At 44.7% G+C, this 15,007-nt stretch carries 15 protein-coding genes and 1 pseudogene; 3 read left to right on the top strand and 13 right to left on the bottom strand.

Annotation, left to right across the window (positions count from 1 at the left end; all coding sequences use genetic code 11):
- Positions 1–11: 11 nt before the first annotated feature.
- From flgL to flgB, 11 genes and pseudogenes are all read right to left on the bottom strand, one after another.
- Positions 12–975, bottom strand: a pseudogene (flgL, locus tag BDD26_RS17015) (flagellar hook-associated protein FlgL).
- A 21-nt stretch (positions 976–996) separates the two neighbouring features.
- Positions 997–2,637, bottom strand: a complete 1,641-nt coding sequence (gene flgK / locus BDD26_RS17020) for a flagellar hook-associated protein FlgK (protein ID WP_115827213.1) — start codon at positions 2,635–2,637, stop codon at positions 997–999.
- 178 nt (positions 2,638–2,815) lie between these two features.
- Entirely contained in the window at positions 2,816–3,808 is a 993-nt protein-coding gene (gene flgJ / locus BDD26_RS17025) for a flagellar assembly peptidoglycan hydrolase FlgJ (RefSeq protein ID WP_115827214.1), read from the bottom strand.
- Positions 3,808–4,926 carry a flagellar basal body P-ring protein FlgI gene (locus BDD26_RS17030; RefSeq protein WP_038259972.1) on the bottom strand — a complete coding sequence of 373 codons (1,119 nt, stop codon included), beginning with the start codon at positions 4,924–4,926 and terminating at the stop codon, positions 3,808–3,810. The genes flgJ and BDD26_RS17030 overlap by 1 nt, the downstream gene beginning before the upstream one ends.
- A 15-nt stretch (positions 4,927–4,941) precedes the next feature.
- Positions 4,942–5,601 carry a flagellar basal body L-ring protein FlgH gene (locus BDD26_RS17035; protein ID WP_232217377.1) on the bottom strand — a complete coding sequence of 220 codons (660 nt, stop codon included), beginning with the start codon at positions 5,599–5,601 and terminating at the stop codon, positions 4,942–4,944.
- Between the two features lie 198 nt (positions 5,602–5,799).
- Positions 5,800–6,579, bottom strand: a complete 780-nt coding sequence (flgG, locus tag BDD26_RS17040) for a flagellar basal-body rod protein FlgG (protein WP_038259976.1) — start codon at positions 6,577–6,579, stop codon at positions 5,800–5,802.
- Between the two features lie 17 nt (positions 6,580–6,596).
- Positions 6,597–7,352, bottom strand: a complete 756-nt coding sequence (locus BDD26_RS17045) for a flagellar basal body rod protein FlgF (protein WP_038259979.1) — start codon at positions 7,350–7,352, stop codon at positions 6,597–6,599.
- 22 nt (positions 7,353–7,374) lie between these two features.
- Complete coding sequence (gene flgE / locus BDD26_RS17050) at positions 7,375–8,595, bottom strand: flagellar hook protein FlgE (RefSeq protein WP_115827216.1); 1,221 nt, start codon at positions 8,593–8,595, stop codon at positions 7,375–7,377.
- Positions 8,596–8,610: 15 nt separating this feature from the next.
- Positions 8,611–9,306, bottom strand: coding sequence for a flagellar hook assembly protein FlgD (gene flgD, locus BDD26_RS17055; RefSeq protein WP_115827217.1), 696 nt, complete (start codon positions 9,304–9,306; stop codon positions 8,611–8,613).
- Positions 9,307–9,319: 13 nt separating this feature from the next.
- Entirely contained in the window at positions 9,320–9,724 is a 405-nt protein-coding gene (flgC, locus tag BDD26_RS17060; protein ID WP_038259984.1) for a flagellar basal body rod protein FlgC, read from the bottom strand.
- Positions 9,725–9,729: 5 nt separating this feature from the next.
- Entirely contained in the window at positions 9,730–10,146 is a 417-nt protein-coding gene (gene flgB, locus BDD26_RS17065; RefSeq protein ID WP_115827218.1) for a flagellar basal body rod protein FlgB, read from the bottom strand.
- 289 nt (positions 10,147–10,435) lie between these two features.
- Here flgB and flgA point away from each other — a divergent pair, with 289 nt between their 5' ends.
- The 3 genes from flgA (at position 10,436) to BDD26_RS17080 (ending at position 11,990) form a co-directional block, all read left to right on the top strand.
- Positions 10,436–11,107, top strand: coding sequence for a flagellar basal body P-ring formation chaperone FlgA (gene flgA, locus BDD26_RS17070; protein ID WP_038259996.1), 672 nt, complete (start codon positions 10,436–10,438; stop codon positions 11,105–11,107).
- 138 nt (positions 11,108–11,245) lie between these two features.
- Complete coding sequence (flgM, locus tag BDD26_RS17075) at positions 11,246–11,530, top strand: flagellar biosynthesis anti-sigma factor FlgM (protein WP_038259987.1); 285 nt, start codon at positions 11,246–11,248, stop codon at positions 11,528–11,530.
- Positions 11,531–11,600: 70 nt separating this feature from the next.
- Positions 11,601–11,990 carry a flagella synthesis protein FlgN gene (locus tag BDD26_RS17080; RefSeq protein ID WP_244922765.1) on the top strand — a complete coding sequence of 130 codons (390 nt, stop codon included), beginning with the start codon at positions 11,601–11,603 and terminating at the stop codon, positions 11,988–11,990.
- Positions 11,991–12,153: 163 nt separating this feature from the next.
- Here BDD26_RS17080 and BDD26_RS17085 read toward each other — a convergent pair whose 3' ends face one another.
- Both BDD26_RS17085 and BDD26_RS17090 read right to left on the bottom strand, forming a co-directional pair.
- Positions 12,154–12,558, bottom strand: coding sequence for a hypothetical protein (locus tag BDD26_RS17085; RefSeq protein WP_115827219.1), 405 nt, complete (start codon positions 12,556–12,558; stop codon positions 12,154–12,156).
- A gap of 562 nt (positions 12,559–13,120) precedes the next feature.
- Entirely contained in the window at positions 13,121–15,007 is a 1,887-nt protein-coding gene (locus BDD26_RS17090; protein WP_115827220.1) for a glycosyl hydrolase family 18 protein, read from the bottom strand.

The following is a 15,007-nucleotide window of genomic DNA, read 5'->3' on the forward strand; positions in this document are numbered from 1 at the left end:
ATTAGACTTAATTATCGATACATTTCAAACAGAGACATTCCTTTTAAGTCTGTAAACGCTTTAAAAGAAGCCTGCAAAGCAGCCTGTTGTTGGTAATAGCTGGAAATAGTCTCAGTCCAATCCATATCGACCAATTCCCCAGAGCGAACTTTATTGGCAATACTACGTTCACTACCCAAAGAATCCAGTTTCTCCAATTCCTGAAGCTGTAAACCAAGTACGGCTTCCACAGAAGATAAGTTATTCAGGCTGTTACGGATCCCACGGTTAGCTTTATTCATCAGCTCCATAGCTTCGTTTTTCTGTTCTTCAGTCGCCGAACTGTATGGCGTTCTCAATGCTTTGATTGCCATATCAATGGTGGCAAAAACATCAGATTCACTCGAACTGCCATCAGGTTCCTTAATCGGGCTGGATGTCCCTGATAACAAGACCTGCTGCCCGGTATGAGCAATCACCATTGTGCGGTTATCATCCACTTTCTGGGTGATTTCTTGGTGACCTCCGACGTAACTGACTTTACCATCTTTATCAGCTATAAAAGGAGGCTTATCTGTTTTAAAACCAGCAAAAATATAACGGCCATTACCATCAGTTTTATTGCCGAGGTTCAACAGCTCTTGTTTAAGACCTTCCAATTGCTGCGCATAGGATTCACGATCCTGAGCACTCTGTTCATCCGCAGCCGCAACTAAAGTCTCAAACACGTTAGTTACCACTTTAACGGCATTAGAAGTAATGCTCAGCTGGGATGACATGGCATTTTTTGGCAAAAATGCGGGCAGTCATAAACTGATGGTTTTTCGATTCAGACTGAGAAACTATGATGTTTTGTGATGCAGCCAAAGGATCATCAGATGGATTCATTACCCGGCGACCGCTGGACAGTTGTTCACCATATTTCATCCATTTGGATTGAGCGTCAAAAATCCCATTCATTTTTTGGCTGTATAATAGATTCGTACTTACACGCACAATATCATTTCCTTTTTGTTATCAGCGAATGTTCAAAATAGCATCGAACAAAGTTGTCGCCGTCTGGATCACACGGGCGTTTGCCAGATAGTACTGCTGCATACGTTGCAGTTCGCCGTATTCTTCGTCCATATTAACGCCGGAAATTGATTCACGGATCGATTTCAGTTTATCAACAATGTGGCCTTGTGTTTCGACGCTGATATTTGCGCTATTGGCTTTGCTGCCCACTGTACTTACCAGTGAGGCGTATGCTCCGGCAAGGGAAGCCTTGCCATCCACCAAACGTTTATCCTGTAATTCAAGGAATTTCTTCGCGTTGCGGTTATCACTTGGGCCAGCATCTTTGGTTCCCGCCGTTGCCAATTGAGATGAATCCTTGAGATTCACTTCCAACGTTGCCACGACGTTACTGACTGTTTTCAGCGTGTATTTATCGTGATCCTGTATGTTAGTAGCATCAATTTCTACTTTCAGCCCATCGAATTCCAGCGTATTGCCGTTTTTGGTCACAGCAACCATTTCGCGATCAGAAAAACGCTGTACTTTCCAATCTCCACCTTCATATTTAAGAGTGTAATCACTGGCTTTCACTTTAGTGGTATCGGTGTACTCCACCTTGATGTCAGCCGTACCTTTGTTATCACTGTTAGAAACAACATCTGGTTTGGTGAAGCTGAAGAAATCAATGCCCGGTTTACCTTTCAGGTCAAAGCCACCATGTTGTACCAGGTTAAATTGGTCAGCCATGACCAGTGCCAGTTGGTTCAGTTCATTGCGGGTTGAATCGACAACTTCGCTGCGCACACGCAATGCACCGCCCAACTTGCCGCCTGAAATGAAACGCTCATCAATTTCTCTCGTACCCACTGTGCCATTGTTATAACCCAGAGTAATACGGCTACTGTCAGTACTCGATGGAATAGCTTCCATCTGGTAGAATTTACTCCCCGATACCAGTGACATACCGCCACCGAATGAGACGTTATAAACCTTGCTATCCTGCTGAGTGACATCCACTTCCACCAGCTCATTTAATTTACTGACTGCCAAATCACGTTTATCCAGCAATGCCAGCGGTTCACCTGTACCAACACCACGCATCCGGGTGATTTCATTGTTCAGTTTGGCAATTTCTTCTGCGTATTTATTGATCTCTTTGACATTCTGCTCAATCTGAGAATTGATACTGCTATCAACCTGACGCAAAAATTCATCCGACTCTTTGAATCGGCTGATTAAACCTTCTGCTTTACCTAAAACAGTCGTTCTTGCTGTGCTGTCTTCTGCATTGCTTTCAACCGTCCCCAGACTTTTGAAAAAGTCTTCAATAGAGTTTGACAGACTGGTGTCTTTATCTGCCAACAAGTTGTTGATTTTGGTCATCTGCTCGTTATAAGCCTTTAAAGCAGACTGTTTGGTTTGCGCAGAACTGTATTGCTGATTGATAAACTCGCTATATTCACGGTTAATGGTAGTCACCGTCACACCGTTACCCACAAAACCAGCGGGTGACATAGTTCCATTATTTTGTGTCATTACGGTGGTCTGTCGGTTGTAGCCTTCGCTTCTGGAGTTGGCAATGTTATTACTCACTACACTCATTGCCACCTGTGCGGCATTAATACCACTCATGGCAGTATTCATAAGACTGTTGGACATGTGTAGATCCTTTTACGTTTTCGTTATGCCTCCATCACAGGAGGTCAACTGCTGTCGTTATCGGTATATACCCAATGGATTTCAAGAGGCAACTTGAAAGACGAAGGGGATAAATTATCTGTAAAAGTTATCGGCAGGATATTCTGATCCTTGAACAAAAATGATTTGGGCTGTCCGGTCAGAACAGGTTATCAAAATCATCGTGATAGGCTTTTACCATCTGATTGCCGCTACTCTTTAATTGCCGGATCAGTGATACCAGTTTCTCGGCATAACCGGGGTCTGTGGCATACCCTGCATCTTGCAAGGAGTATGCTCCCTGCTCTGCGGTCGTTGACCGGGCGACTTTGGCATAGCGCGGGTTTTCCGCCAGCAATTTGACGTAATCCGTGACGGCGTCCAGATAAGAGTCATAAACCCGGAAACTGTCACGTATTGTCTTCGGTTCACCATCAATGTATTCGGTTGTCGTGATCTGGGTGACAGGCCCTTGCCAGCTCTTGCCTGCTTTGATGCCAAACAGGTTATGACTCGGCTTACCTTCTTCGGTCAGAATTTCCCGTTGCCCCCAACCAGATTCCAGCGCTGCTTGTGCAATGATCAATAAATGGGGAATACCACTTTGCTGACTGGCTATCTGCGCAGGCACGGAAAGCATAGAAACAAAGCTGGCACTGTTGATTGGCAAAGACCTGGTCATTGGCAGAGTTTTCGACTGTGCTGCACGATTAGGCGATTTATCAGGCATTGTCCGGCGTAGAAACTGTTCCAAAGCCTGTTTTGGCAGAGTATGCAGGATTTCATTATCCAATGGCATCGGCACAGTTCCGGCCAGTTCACTGGGAACGCTAATATTGGGAACGGTATTGGGAATAGCATTGGAAAACTGTTTGACGATCATATCGGCAAATCCCAGTCCTTTTTGAGAAAGATCTTGGGCAATCTGCTGATCGTACATTGAAGTATAAAAACGCGTCTGGTCACTACTCAATATGCCATCCTGTGGCAACGAGGAACGCATACTTTTCAGCATAATCTGAACAAATACACCTTCCAGTTGTTGGGCTACCTGCCGTAGCCCCTGTTGTGGCTCCTGTGACAATTTGGCTTTCAGCGAATGGAGTGAATTCACATCGTAAGCAACATTCGGCATCGTCAGAAAATCATTCATCAGATAATCTCCAACTTCGCCCGCAAGCAACCTGCACTTTCCATCGCCTGCAAAATAGACATCAAGTCTGTCGGTGTTGCGCCTAAAACATTCAACGCACGAATAACCTGAGTCAGGTTTGCACTGGCATTAACTTTCTGTAGCACACCTCCCTGCTCCTGAATACCAACCCCGGTATTGCGGGCCACAACAGTATTTCCCCCTGCCAGTGGTGTATTCGGCTGATTGACTACCGTCTGACGTTCAACAATCACAGACAGGCTGCCATGAGCAATCGCACAGCTATCCAACGTGACATTGCGGTTCATCACCAACGATCCTGTACGGGAATTGAAAATCACTTTGGCATCGCCGGCATCGACACGAATATTCAGGTTCTGAACCTGTGACAGAAATTTCACCTGTTCGCTGTTCTCTATCGGCAAACGTAACTGTACCGTGCGGGAATCCAGCGCTGTAGCTGTGCCGACACCTTTCAGGCGGTTGACAGCATCACTGATTTGCTGAGCCAGATTAAAATCATCTTCATTCAATTGCAGATTCAGAGTTCCTTTCTGACCAAATTTCGTTGGCAACTCACGCTCAATAACAGCACCATTGGAAATTCGTCCGCCTGCAAGCTGATTGATTTTAAGGCTGTTGCCACCTGCACTGACTCCCGCGCCACCGACCAGAATATTGCCCTGTGCCAGTGCATATACCTGATTATCGACACCTTTCAGTGGCGTCATCAGCAATGTACCGCCACGCAGACTCTTGGCATTACCCAATGAGGAAACGACCACATCAATGTTTTGCCCTGAACGCGCAAATGGTGGCAGCTTGGCTGTCACCATAACGGCAGCAACATTCTTAAGCTGCATATTTGTGCCGGGCGGCACCGTGATCCCCAACTGTGACAACATATTACTTAAACTTTGGGTGGTGAAAGGCGTTTGCATGGTCTGGTCACCCGTGCCATCCAGCCCGACCACTAAACCGTAACCAATCAGTGCGTTATCCCTGACACCCTCAATGGTCGTTAAATCACGAATGCGCTCAGCAAAAGCGCTGGTCGGTGCAAACGTGTTGAACAGTACCAGCAAAAACGTAAAAAGGCTGGCGACTAATTTTTTCATCCTGACCATCCTCTTTTAAAACGGTGAGATATTCATAAAGAAACGCTGTAACCACCCCATGTGCTGCGCTTCATTGATATAACCATCGCCAACATATTCAATGCGGGCATCTGCAACCTGATTGGAGCTGACTGTATTGGTGCCGGTGATGGTGCGCGGGTTCACAACGCCGGAGAAGCGGATAAACTCCGTTCCCTGATTGATAGCAATCTGTTTTTCCCCGACAACATGCAGGTTACCGTTTGCCAACAATTGATCCACGGTCACAGTAATTGTGCCCCTGAAAGTATTGTTCGCATTTGCCCCGCCTTTACCACCAAACTCATTACTACCTTCCATGCCCAAATCAGTTTTACCACCACCGATCAATCCCTGTAAAAAACGGGGAGTCAGGGCAGCAGCGAAACTGGTTTTACCATTACGACTGGCATTCGCTGAGGAGTTTTTGCTGGCACTGACATTTTCTTGCAGGATAATCGTCAGCGTATCGCCGATATTACGTGGACGACGGTCTTCAAACAGTGGCTGATAACCGTAATAGACTGGCTGGACAGTCTGAAAAATAGAACCATTCGGCGCTGGGGCAGGTGCTTCGGCGGGTTTGGCAGTTGTCACCCCTTTCACCAGTGGTTTGTGCGGCATATAAGCACATCCCCCCAATGTCAGTACCGACATTGCGATTACCACCACAGTTCTGCTGATATGCCGCTGATCCCCCCGGTTTTTCCGTAAACCGGCAGAGCTATGAGCTACATGTTTTTCAGCCTGTCTTTCAGCGTAGCTTTCAGCAACGGGCATTGTATCCATCTTCGATGCTCTTAAGTTTATCGTAGAAATCGTGGGGAATTTATTCCCCACTGATTAATGATTCGGTTATAACTGAGTCAATTTTTGCAGCATCTGATCAGAAGTCGATACTGCTTTACTGTTAATTTCGTAGGCTCGTTGAACCTGAATCATATTGACCAGTTCTTCCGCCACATTGACGTTAGAGGTTTCAACATAACCCTGGTAGAGCAATCCGGCACCATTAATGCCCGGTGCATTTTCTACCGGAACACCGGAACTGTTGGTTTCCAGATACAGGTTCTCACCGACGCTTTCCAGACCGCTCTCATTGATAAAGGTAGTCAGCGTCAGTTGTCCAACCGGCTGTGGTGTGCTTTGCCCCTGTACGTTTACGCTGACGATTCCATCACGGGCAATACTGATTTTAGTGGCATTGTCCGGAATGATGATGGCAGGCACGACCTGAAAACCGCCGGCTGTCACCAACTGACCATTTTGATCCTTCTGGAATGAACCATCGCGGGTATAACCCGTAGTGCCATCAGGCATCTGGATCTGGAAGAAACCCTGTCCCTTGATTGCCACGTCCATACTGGTGGCCTGCGTCAGGTTACCCTGACTGTGCAGTCGTTCAGTCGCTACCGGACGAACCCCCGTACCAATCTGTAAACCGGATGGCAGGTTAGTCTGTTCAGACGACATCGCACCGGGCTGGCGTTCAGTTTGATAAAGTAAATCTTCAAACACCGCACGCTGACGTTTAAAACCATTAGTACTGACGTTTGCCAGGTTGTTGGCAATAACATCCATATTTGTTTGCTGGGCATCCAGCCCAGTCTTGGCAATCCATAAAGATCGGATCATGAATTTATCTCCCCCGATTAGCTCATAGCGAGAAGCTGGTTCGCCCGCTGAGCGTTTTCATCGGAACTGTGTATGACTTTCATCTGCATCTCAAAACGACGCGCATTGGCGATCATGTTCACCATGCTTTCCACTGGATTCACATTGCTGCCTTCCAGTACACCCGGCATGATTTTCACTTCAGTGCTCGCCGCCAGTTCATCACCTTGTTGTTCCCGCGCCTGTGGGGTTAAATGGAACAAGCCATCATCACCGCGCACTACTTGACCCGCTTCCGGTTTGACAATTTTCAGTTTGCCAATCTGCCCCAATAAAGTGGGAGGATCGCTGGCAATCAGGGCAGAAATGGCACCATCTGCTGCAATGGTCAGTTCAGCCTGTGGTGGAACATCAATTGGTCCGTTTTCGCCCATCAACATACGCCCCTGTACCATCAGTTGCCCTTCTGGTGAAATCTGGATGCTGCCGTTGCGGGTGTAGGCTTCCGTCCCGTCTTCAAGCTGTACAGCCAGATAGCCACCTTGCCCGACAGCGACATCCAATGGACGAGCGGTGTAATTCATTGGTCCCTGACGGCTATCCATACCGGGGGTAGAGGCAACAACCAAAGTACGGGTTGGCAGGGTTTCACCTTCAATTGGCACAGCACGCAATGCAGCAAGCTGGGCTTTAAAGCCCGGCGTTGAAGCGTTAGCCAGATTGTTAGCAGTAACGGCCTGATGCTCCAGTGTCTGGCGTGCGGCTCCCATAGCGGTATATATAACGTGATCCATAAAGCTATCCGCCTGAGCTTAATTAACGCATACTAACCAAAGTTTGCAGGATTTGATCCTGAGTCTTGATGGTTTGGGCGTTGGATTGATAGTTACGCTGAGCGACGATCATATTGACCAGTTCCTGGCTCATATCCACGTTAGACGCTTCCAGCGCACCGCTGATCAGCTTGCCGAAGTTACCGGAACCCGCAGTACCCACGACCGGGCTGCCGGATGCCCCCGTCTCTACCCAAACGTTATCGCCTTGTGATGCCAGCCCTTCAGGGTTAGAGAAATTAGCCAGAACAACCTGTCCCAGAACCTGAGTCTGCTGGTTAGAATAGAGACCATAAATTTTACCATCAGAATCAACACGGTAATTGGTGAAGCTGCCTGCTGCATAACCGTCTTGCTGTTGGTCGGAAACAGAGTCCTGTTGAATGCTCTGTTGCTTGCTTTTGTTAAAATCGATATTGATCGCTGTAGCATTAGAGCCGTTCAGCGCCGGCATATTAAAATCAAAGGCGTTGCCATTGCCTCTAATACGTCCGTTATTATCAAATTCCACATCACCCAGTTTTTGAGCAGGAGAACCTGCTACAGAAGTATCCTGAGCATGAATTTCCCATTTGTTATCTTGATTCTTCACGAAGAAAATATTGATGTTATGCTCATTACCCAGACTATCGTATACAGAGATACCAGAATTGTAGTTAAAGCTGTCTTTTTTAGATGGATCAAATGGGTTAGCGGTTGTATCGACCTTTTTATGCATCGAATTCAGGTTCGCCGTTATAGTAACCTCCGTTGTCGCTTTCGCATCCAGCATATCTGTTGCGATCGCAATAGGTCCCGGTTCGGCACCACGTTGAATTTCAGGCCCATTTGGACCTTGTACTGCCGGATACCCTGTTAGTTTCATACCCTGCATATTGATCAGGTTACGGTCTGAATCCATTTTGAACTGACCATTACGGGAATAAAAAATATTACCGTTAGAATCCAACATGCGGAAAAAACCGCCTTGTGTGATTGCCATATCCAACTGACGGTTGGTTGTAGTCGTTGAGCCATCTTTAAGGTTCTGAACCATGCCAGAAACCTTAACCCCCAAACCGACTTCTGAACCACTGAATACATCTGCAAACGCGGCTGAACTCGATTTAAAACCGAATGTTGCTGAGTTCGAGATATTATTACCGATTACGTCCAGGTTACTTGCTGCGGCATTCAAGCCACTGACTGCCTGTGAAAAAGCCATATGTCCTCCGTTTTGCTAAAGAATCTGACGAACTTTATCCATGGTTACCGTACCCGCCAGCCCTAAATCTAATTTAGTGCCGTCCTCACCCCGCATAACACCGTTTACCACGGCATATGTCAGCGGAAGTGTCACTAACGCTTGATCCTGATAGCTTGCAGAAACAGTGAAGTTATATGCACCGTCTGCAATATCCTTGCCATCCGCGTCTTTGCCATCCCATACGAGACTATGAACACCCGTATTTAACTTACCGATATCCAATTCCCGGACTAGCACACCATTCTTATCCTGGATGGTTACTTTGACGCTGTCGGCAGGACGGGTCAGTTCAAAGCCAAATGGCGTTGTACTGATTTTTTTCTCTTCATTGGAACCGACTAAAATTTTATCGCCGGGGATCATGACCTTACGACCTATCAACAGGGTCGTTTGCATTGCCTGATTGCCTTCCATCTGTCCGACAATAACACCCAGAGATTTATTAAGTTTTTCAATGCCTTCAACAGTACCAAGCTGTGCAAATTGTGTCGCCATTTCGTTGTTTGACATTGGGTTGGTTGGGTCTTGGTTTCTGAGCTGTGCAACCAGTAAATTCAAGAAATTATCTTTGATCTCGCCACTTTTTTGCGGCTGTTTTTTGGTGACACTGGCTAATTCATCAACGGTTGAATTAGCCAGAGAATCATTGATTGAAGCGGTAACTGCCATAATGGAATTCCTGTTACTGACCCAGAGTCAGGGTTTTCAGCATGATGGACTTAGTGGTATTGAGAACTTCAATATTTGCCTGATAACTGCGGGAAGCAGAGATGGTATTGACCATTTCCCCGACAACATCCACGTTTGGCATACGCACATAACCTTTTTCATCCGCCAGCGGGTTGCCCGGCTGATATTCAAGACGGAAAGGTGTGGGATCATCCACCACTTCACTGACGCGCACACCGCCGATCTCCTGCCCTGCTGGTGCAGCAACACGAAATACGACCTGTTTGGCACGATAAGGCTCGCCATCCGGCCCAACGATACTATCGGCATTCGCCATATTGCTGGCACTGACATTCAGCCGCTGAGACTGAGCAGAAAGCGCGGAGCCGGCAATATCAAAAATACTGAGTAGAGACATTCCCATTATCCTTGTGACTGTAGAACTGACATCATGCTTTTGATCTGAGCATCCGTCATGGTAAGTTCAGCCTGATATTTCAGACTGTTATCTGCGAAATTGCTGCGTTCCATATCCATGTCAACGGTATTTCCATCCATAGCCGTCTGGTGAGGCACCCGGTATAACAGATCCATCTCCAGACGTTTCTGAGGCTGAATGGGAATATGTCGATTGGAAGTCAGAGTCAGCCCAATTCCATTTCCCGTCACACGACCATGCTCCATCACCTTCTTCAATTGGGCGGCAAAATCGATATCGCGGGCCTGATAGCCAGGGGTATCCGCATTGGCAATGTTCGCCGACAGAATTTCCTGCCGCTGGTTGCGGAGTACCAGGGCTTCTTGTCGAAAATGAAAGGCGGTATCTAATTTATCGAGCATATTCCTCCCTCGCCTGTTTTATAGCCGGCTTTATAGGCCAGTTTAGGGTAAGTCCCGCAGGACCAAGCCCCGTAACGCATTAAGAGCGCTAACAGCATAAACTCAGAAGAAAAAGCCGATTCGAAGAATAGACACAAATTGATTTGCTATTTATCCCATTAACTAATAATCAAGCGCGTTACACTATTAACATCCAGCAGATACTGAATATTTTTGGAATCATGGTTTACCTCACTAGTGTTAGGTAATAGAGAGTAAGGTAAGAGTAAGAGAGATAAAAATGATTAAAATGCCTGCGTTAAAATTTATCGTATCCCTTGCCTTTTTTCTTAACCTGTTTTTTGGTGGTTCTTTGGCATGGGGGAACGATTTGCCCCGTTCAATCAATGATTATTTCAAGCAGATTCACCACGATACGAACTATAAAGTTTCCGTAGACATCAAAACACCGGAACAACAATGGCCAACATGTGAATCTCCTGAAATACATCCACCAATGGGCAATAAAAATTGGGGAAATATTTCGCTGCCGGTTAACTGTGGTCAGCAACGTCGTTTTATGCAAATCTACGTCAGTGTTACCGGCCCATATTTAGTTTCAAGTCGTGCAATTCAACGTAATTCAGTACTGAGAGAAAAAGATTTTCAGGTCAAAACAGGCGCTTTAGACAAACTGCCAAACGACATCATTCATAACAAAAAGGTTACACTTAATGGTATTGCCATTCGTAACATATCCGCCGGGCAATTCATCACACGTAATATGCTCCGGCGTCCGTGGGTGATTAAAACCGGACAAAATGTTGTTGTCATCCTGGATGGACAAAATTTCCGGGTACGTTATGAAGGAAAAGCAATTAACAATGCTGCAAGTTTTGATAATATCCGTGTCCGCTTGGTTTCCGGTCAAGTTATTACCGGAGAAGCTCAGGAAAATGGTAGTGTAAAAATGATGTTATGAATGGCTAAAGTTTTATGTTTCTACGCCGATATAACCATCAGACCATGATTTACAGGCATGCCAGCGGTATATCGCCTGCTACCTCTACTCAATAGAGTATAAGACAAATAAATAATGCCTGATTAAAGGATTACGATTATGAGTATTGAACGCACTCAACCTCTACTGGCTATTGCTGCTTTACAGCAACGCAATGCCAATGAAAGTGCCCAGAGCACTCGCAGGACTGTGGCTGTTGCAGAAAAAAGCGCCGATACGCAAGTTAGACTGAGTGAGGCGCAGAAAAAACTGGTTCAGCCAAGTAGTCAAGACATTAATATTCAGAAAGTGCAACAACTGAAAGAAGCTATTGCAAAGGGAACTCTGACCATGGACAGCGGTAAAATTGCTGATGCCCTGCTCAGAGAAGCCCTTGAAAACTGATTACTTAAAACTTATTACCTTAATAACAAGGAATATAAGAAATAAACCAGCAAAATCATAAAGGCCATAAATGGAAGAACTTCAACTCTTGCTTGAGCAACAAAGTGCACACTTACATTCGCTTTCGACAACGATGGCAGAAGAACAACGTATCCTGAGCGAAGGCTTTATTGAAGCGAATCATTTACATCGTGTCACAGAACAAAAAACATTTTTGCTTTCGGCACTCGATCATGCGGAAAGAAAGCGTCAGCAATTAAATGAAACGCTGAAAGTGAATGCACCTTATGCTGACCATGAAATATTGGCTGTGTTGTGGGATCAAATCAGTCAGTCGGTTGAACGTATCCGTGATTTAAATGCGCATAATGGATTTTTGCTGGATCAACATATTGAATTAAATAGTCAGGCAATTGCTTTTTTTAAAAAGCCATCACAGCCCTTCTTTTTATGGTGCTGATGGTCAGGCCCGACATAATTCTGCACTATCGGGTCATAAGATCAGTGTTTGATTTTTAGTATTACCACAAAACATATAAAATAAACAAACCTCTTAGAATATAAATTTATTTAAGAGGTTTGCTTTGTATGATTTTCTCATGCCTATGTTGGAATTGGAAAAATTAATTATAGTTTCTGAAATGATAAATATTTTTCAATGAATTGTTTATTAATACCTTATTGGTGGTTTTATATTTGCTATCAAATTCGGGTCTAAATACAGAAACAAGACTGACTCTATCCTTGCAATAAAAATTACTATACATAAGATTGATTGAAATTTGAATAGTTGAATGTTTCATTTCCGTCGAATCATAATTAAATAGTCCACCTCCAACGTTAGGATCAAAAATGAATAACTCTCCGCCACTCCAGACAATAATTACTGCATGGTTAATCGGTATATAGTTACCAGTGGCTTCTGCCTTTTGACGCTCTTCTGCGTTTCTATAATAGATATTTTTCTTATTACGATCATCTTCATCATATAAATAAACATAGGCCAGAGCAAAACCAGAATTTCCCAAATCATAAATGCTTTTTTTGGTGTTAATAATTTTGATTCACATTCGTATAAATTTGTCAAAATATATAAAGAAATACCAGCGCATCTACCAGGACCTCTGGGCATCCAATAATTCTGATCAAACTCAAAAAACTCTTTGAAAAAACCCGGCATATTTTTTCTCATTTCTTTTTTTCTGGCGCATTTAAGACCTCCTGCAATAACCTATTGACTCCATAACTATTTTTCCATTAATTTATTTATTACTATTGAAAGAATAAATATCTTTCAATGTGTTATTTAATATATCTTTATTTTGAGCTTTCTTTTTCTAATCAAAACAGGGGATTAATATAGACATACTCCTGATTTTAGCGCAAATGGGCAAAAATGAGGTAGAGAGCTCCCGATCGGGGGCCCATTGAATGACGACATCACTGTTTTGTATGTTCTCTTGCCAGTCTTCTTAAGACAACGAGGTTTGTCCGCGGATTAAGACACTTGCCAGGCAAGTGTCTTTGTTGTTATTTGGTTTTTTTAAACTTTAGTTTTATTCGCTGAATACAGTCGTAAATATTATCGCATTAACGAGAAGACTTTAATTCACTAAGCGATTTTAAATAGTAAGGCTTTCCGGGATTATACAACGGCCCCATATCAATAGTTTCACGGTTAGATTTAGCAACATATCCCATTCCTTCTCTGGCTGCATTCGCTAACAGCCCGCAATCCTGATCACCGGACCAGGAAAAGATCCCTCCTAATTGATGTTCACTGACGTATTCTCCTTTTTGTTTCACCGTACGCGGTGTATCCAATGAAATAAAATGCCCCTGCTTTTCACTGAACAGAAAATCGGCATCCGCGTTGGTATCCGTCATCAATACAAATCCATTCTTTCCGGTACTGAGTGTGTGTTCATTATCCAGGTAATTATTGACGATATCGAAAAATTCCGGTGCCCCCTTCTCCATTGTTCCTAACGCATCCGCGGGCATATCGTACTGGCGTGTTTCAAGATTGGCACCCTTCCCTGCACGTCCATAGTTGGCATAACCTAAGTTAATCATGTTCAAGGGAATGCCCAGTTCTTGATGCAGATAATTAATCGCGGCCTCGGCGGAAAGATCATATTCTCCGTTGGGATCGGGATCATTGGGGGAATAAAGATTAGTCTGGTGACCAATATAACTCGCCCATCCTGTACCAAAAAAGTCGTAACTCATCAGGAAGATATTATCCAATCCATTTTTCACTAGTTCAGCAATATTGGATTTCTCCAATTTCGCTTTTACCCCGCTACAGGCAATGGAAATTTCCTTACTGCCTATACCAAACCGATTATCCAGTGCTGCCCGTAACTCTTTAACCAAAAGGGCATAGTTTTTACCATCATCTTCACTAACGTGGTTGTGTTCATCCCCCGCAGCCCCCGGATATTCCCAGTCAATATCCACACAACTGAACATCGGGAAACGCTCAAAAAAATCGACAACGCTACCGATGAAAACACCACGCTGATTTTCATCAGCCGCCATCACAGAAAAGTAACTCGACAGACTCCAGCCACCAATACTGAATGCCAGTTCCAGTTTATGGCCAGCCGCACGTGCGCGCTTTTGAAGCTCCCGTAATCCCCCCAACAAACCAGCCGCTTTACTCTGGTTATAATAGGGCAGAAACGTTCCTGGATTAATTGCCGTGTTCTGAGTTGATTCTGGCAATCCCACGTTACGTGCTGTTCCCAAATCACCGTAAGGATCCAGTGGCACAATATGACCTTCACTGATTTTCTGGTCAGTCTGGGAATTCCAGCCAGCCCACACTTCGTTCACTTTGTCTTTCTTGACACCAACATCACCACAAAGCCCCAGGAAACTGAAAATCAATTTGTCATAAATGGTTGGATCAATGGTCGCTAAATCAAATCCCCTGCCCCATTGGTTTGGATCTTTATTCTCTTCATCATCTTTATCAAGACGAACATCATATTGGGACCAATCTGTAATATAAGCAGAAAGTTTGGGCTTTGTTAGATCACTTTCATACTGGTTATACATGGGTTTACAGACACGGGTGGCGGTATAAGATAAATATGAGCCTGAGCCATCAGGTTTGTATCCCACTTGTTGGTAACTGTCTTGCGTATATTCATCAAATTGCAGAATAGGGAATGGAATATTTTCTGTTGGCAATACCGTGCCATCCGTTGGATTGCCATGCTGTTTAATTTCATCTGCCGTTGCTGCACGTACATATTTCCAGGCATTATGCGGTGAACTTTCTTTGCCGGATTGACCGGGAACATGCCAGCGTTCAACCCAATAAGTGTTGGTATAAACGTTACCATCAAAAATGACATTATAAACTTGCCCGCCTTCCTGCTGGTTCCAGGCAGTTAATGGTTCACCAATAGCATCACTGATATCGGACATTGCTTTTGATGATGTATAAGTGTATTTGTTTGCCAT

Origin of the sequence: Xenorhabdus cabanillasii (genome assembly GCF_003386665.1) — a bacterium.
GTDB classification, from domain to species: Bacteria; Pseudomonadota; Gammaproteobacteria; order Enterobacterales; family Enterobacteriaceae; genus Xenorhabdus; species Xenorhabdus cabanillasii.

Excerpts from the sequence above, each read along its gene's own strand:
- BDD26_RS17035 (WP_232217377.1), bottom strand. The coding sequence starts at position 5,601 with ATGTCGGTACTGACATTGGGGGGATGTGCTTATATGCCGCACAAACCA.
- flgG (WP_038259976.1), bottom strand. The coding sequence starts at position 6,579 with ATGATCCGATCTTTATGGATTGCCAAGACTGGGCTGGATGCCCAGCAA.
- flgB (WP_115827218.1), bottom strand. The coding sequence starts at position 10,146 with ATGCTCGATAAATTAGATACCGCCTTTCATTTTCGACAAGAAGCCCTG.
- flgK (WP_115827213.1), bottom strand. The coding sequence starts at position 2,637 with ATGTCCAACAGTCTTATGAATACTGCCATGAGTGGTATTAATGCCGCA.
- flgJ (WP_115827214.1), bottom strand. The coding sequence starts at position 3,808 with ATGAATGATTTTCTGACGATGCCGAATGTTGCTTACGATGTGAATTCA.
- BDD26_RS17090 (WP_115827220.1), bottom strand. The coding sequence starts at position 15,007 with ATGGCAAACAAATACACTTATACATCATCAAAAGCAATGTCCGATATC.
- flgD (WP_115827217.1), bottom strand. The coding sequence starts at position 9,306 with ATGGCAGTTACCGCTTCAATCAATGATTCTCTGGCTAATTCAACCGTT.
- BDD26_RS17080 (WP_244922765.1), top strand. The coding sequence starts at position 11,601 with ATGGAAGAACTTCAACTCTTGCTTGAGCAACAAAGTGCACACTTACAT.
- BDD26_RS17030 (WP_038259972.1), bottom strand. The coding sequence starts at position 4,926 with ATGAAAAAATTAGTCGCCAGCCTTTTTACGTTTTTGCTGGTACTGTTC.
- BDD26_RS17045 (WP_038259979.1), bottom strand. The coding sequence starts at position 7,352 with ATGGATCACGTTATATATACCGCTATGGGAGCCGCACGCCAGACACTG.
- flgM (WP_038259987.1), top strand. The coding sequence starts at position 11,246 with ATGAGTATTGAACGCACTCAACCTCTACTGGCTATTGCTGCTTTACAG.
- flgA (WP_038259996.1), top strand. The coding sequence starts at position 10,436 with ATGCCTGCGTTAAAATTTATCGTATCCCTTGCCTTTTTTCTTAACCTG.
- flgC (WP_038259984.1), bottom strand. The coding sequence starts at position 9,724 with ATGTCTCTACTCAGTATTTTTGATATTGCCGGCTCCGCGCTTTCTGCT.
- flgE (WP_115827216.1), bottom strand. The coding sequence starts at position 8,595 with ATGGCTTTTTCACAGGCAGTCAGTGGCTTGAATGCCGCAGCAAGTAAC.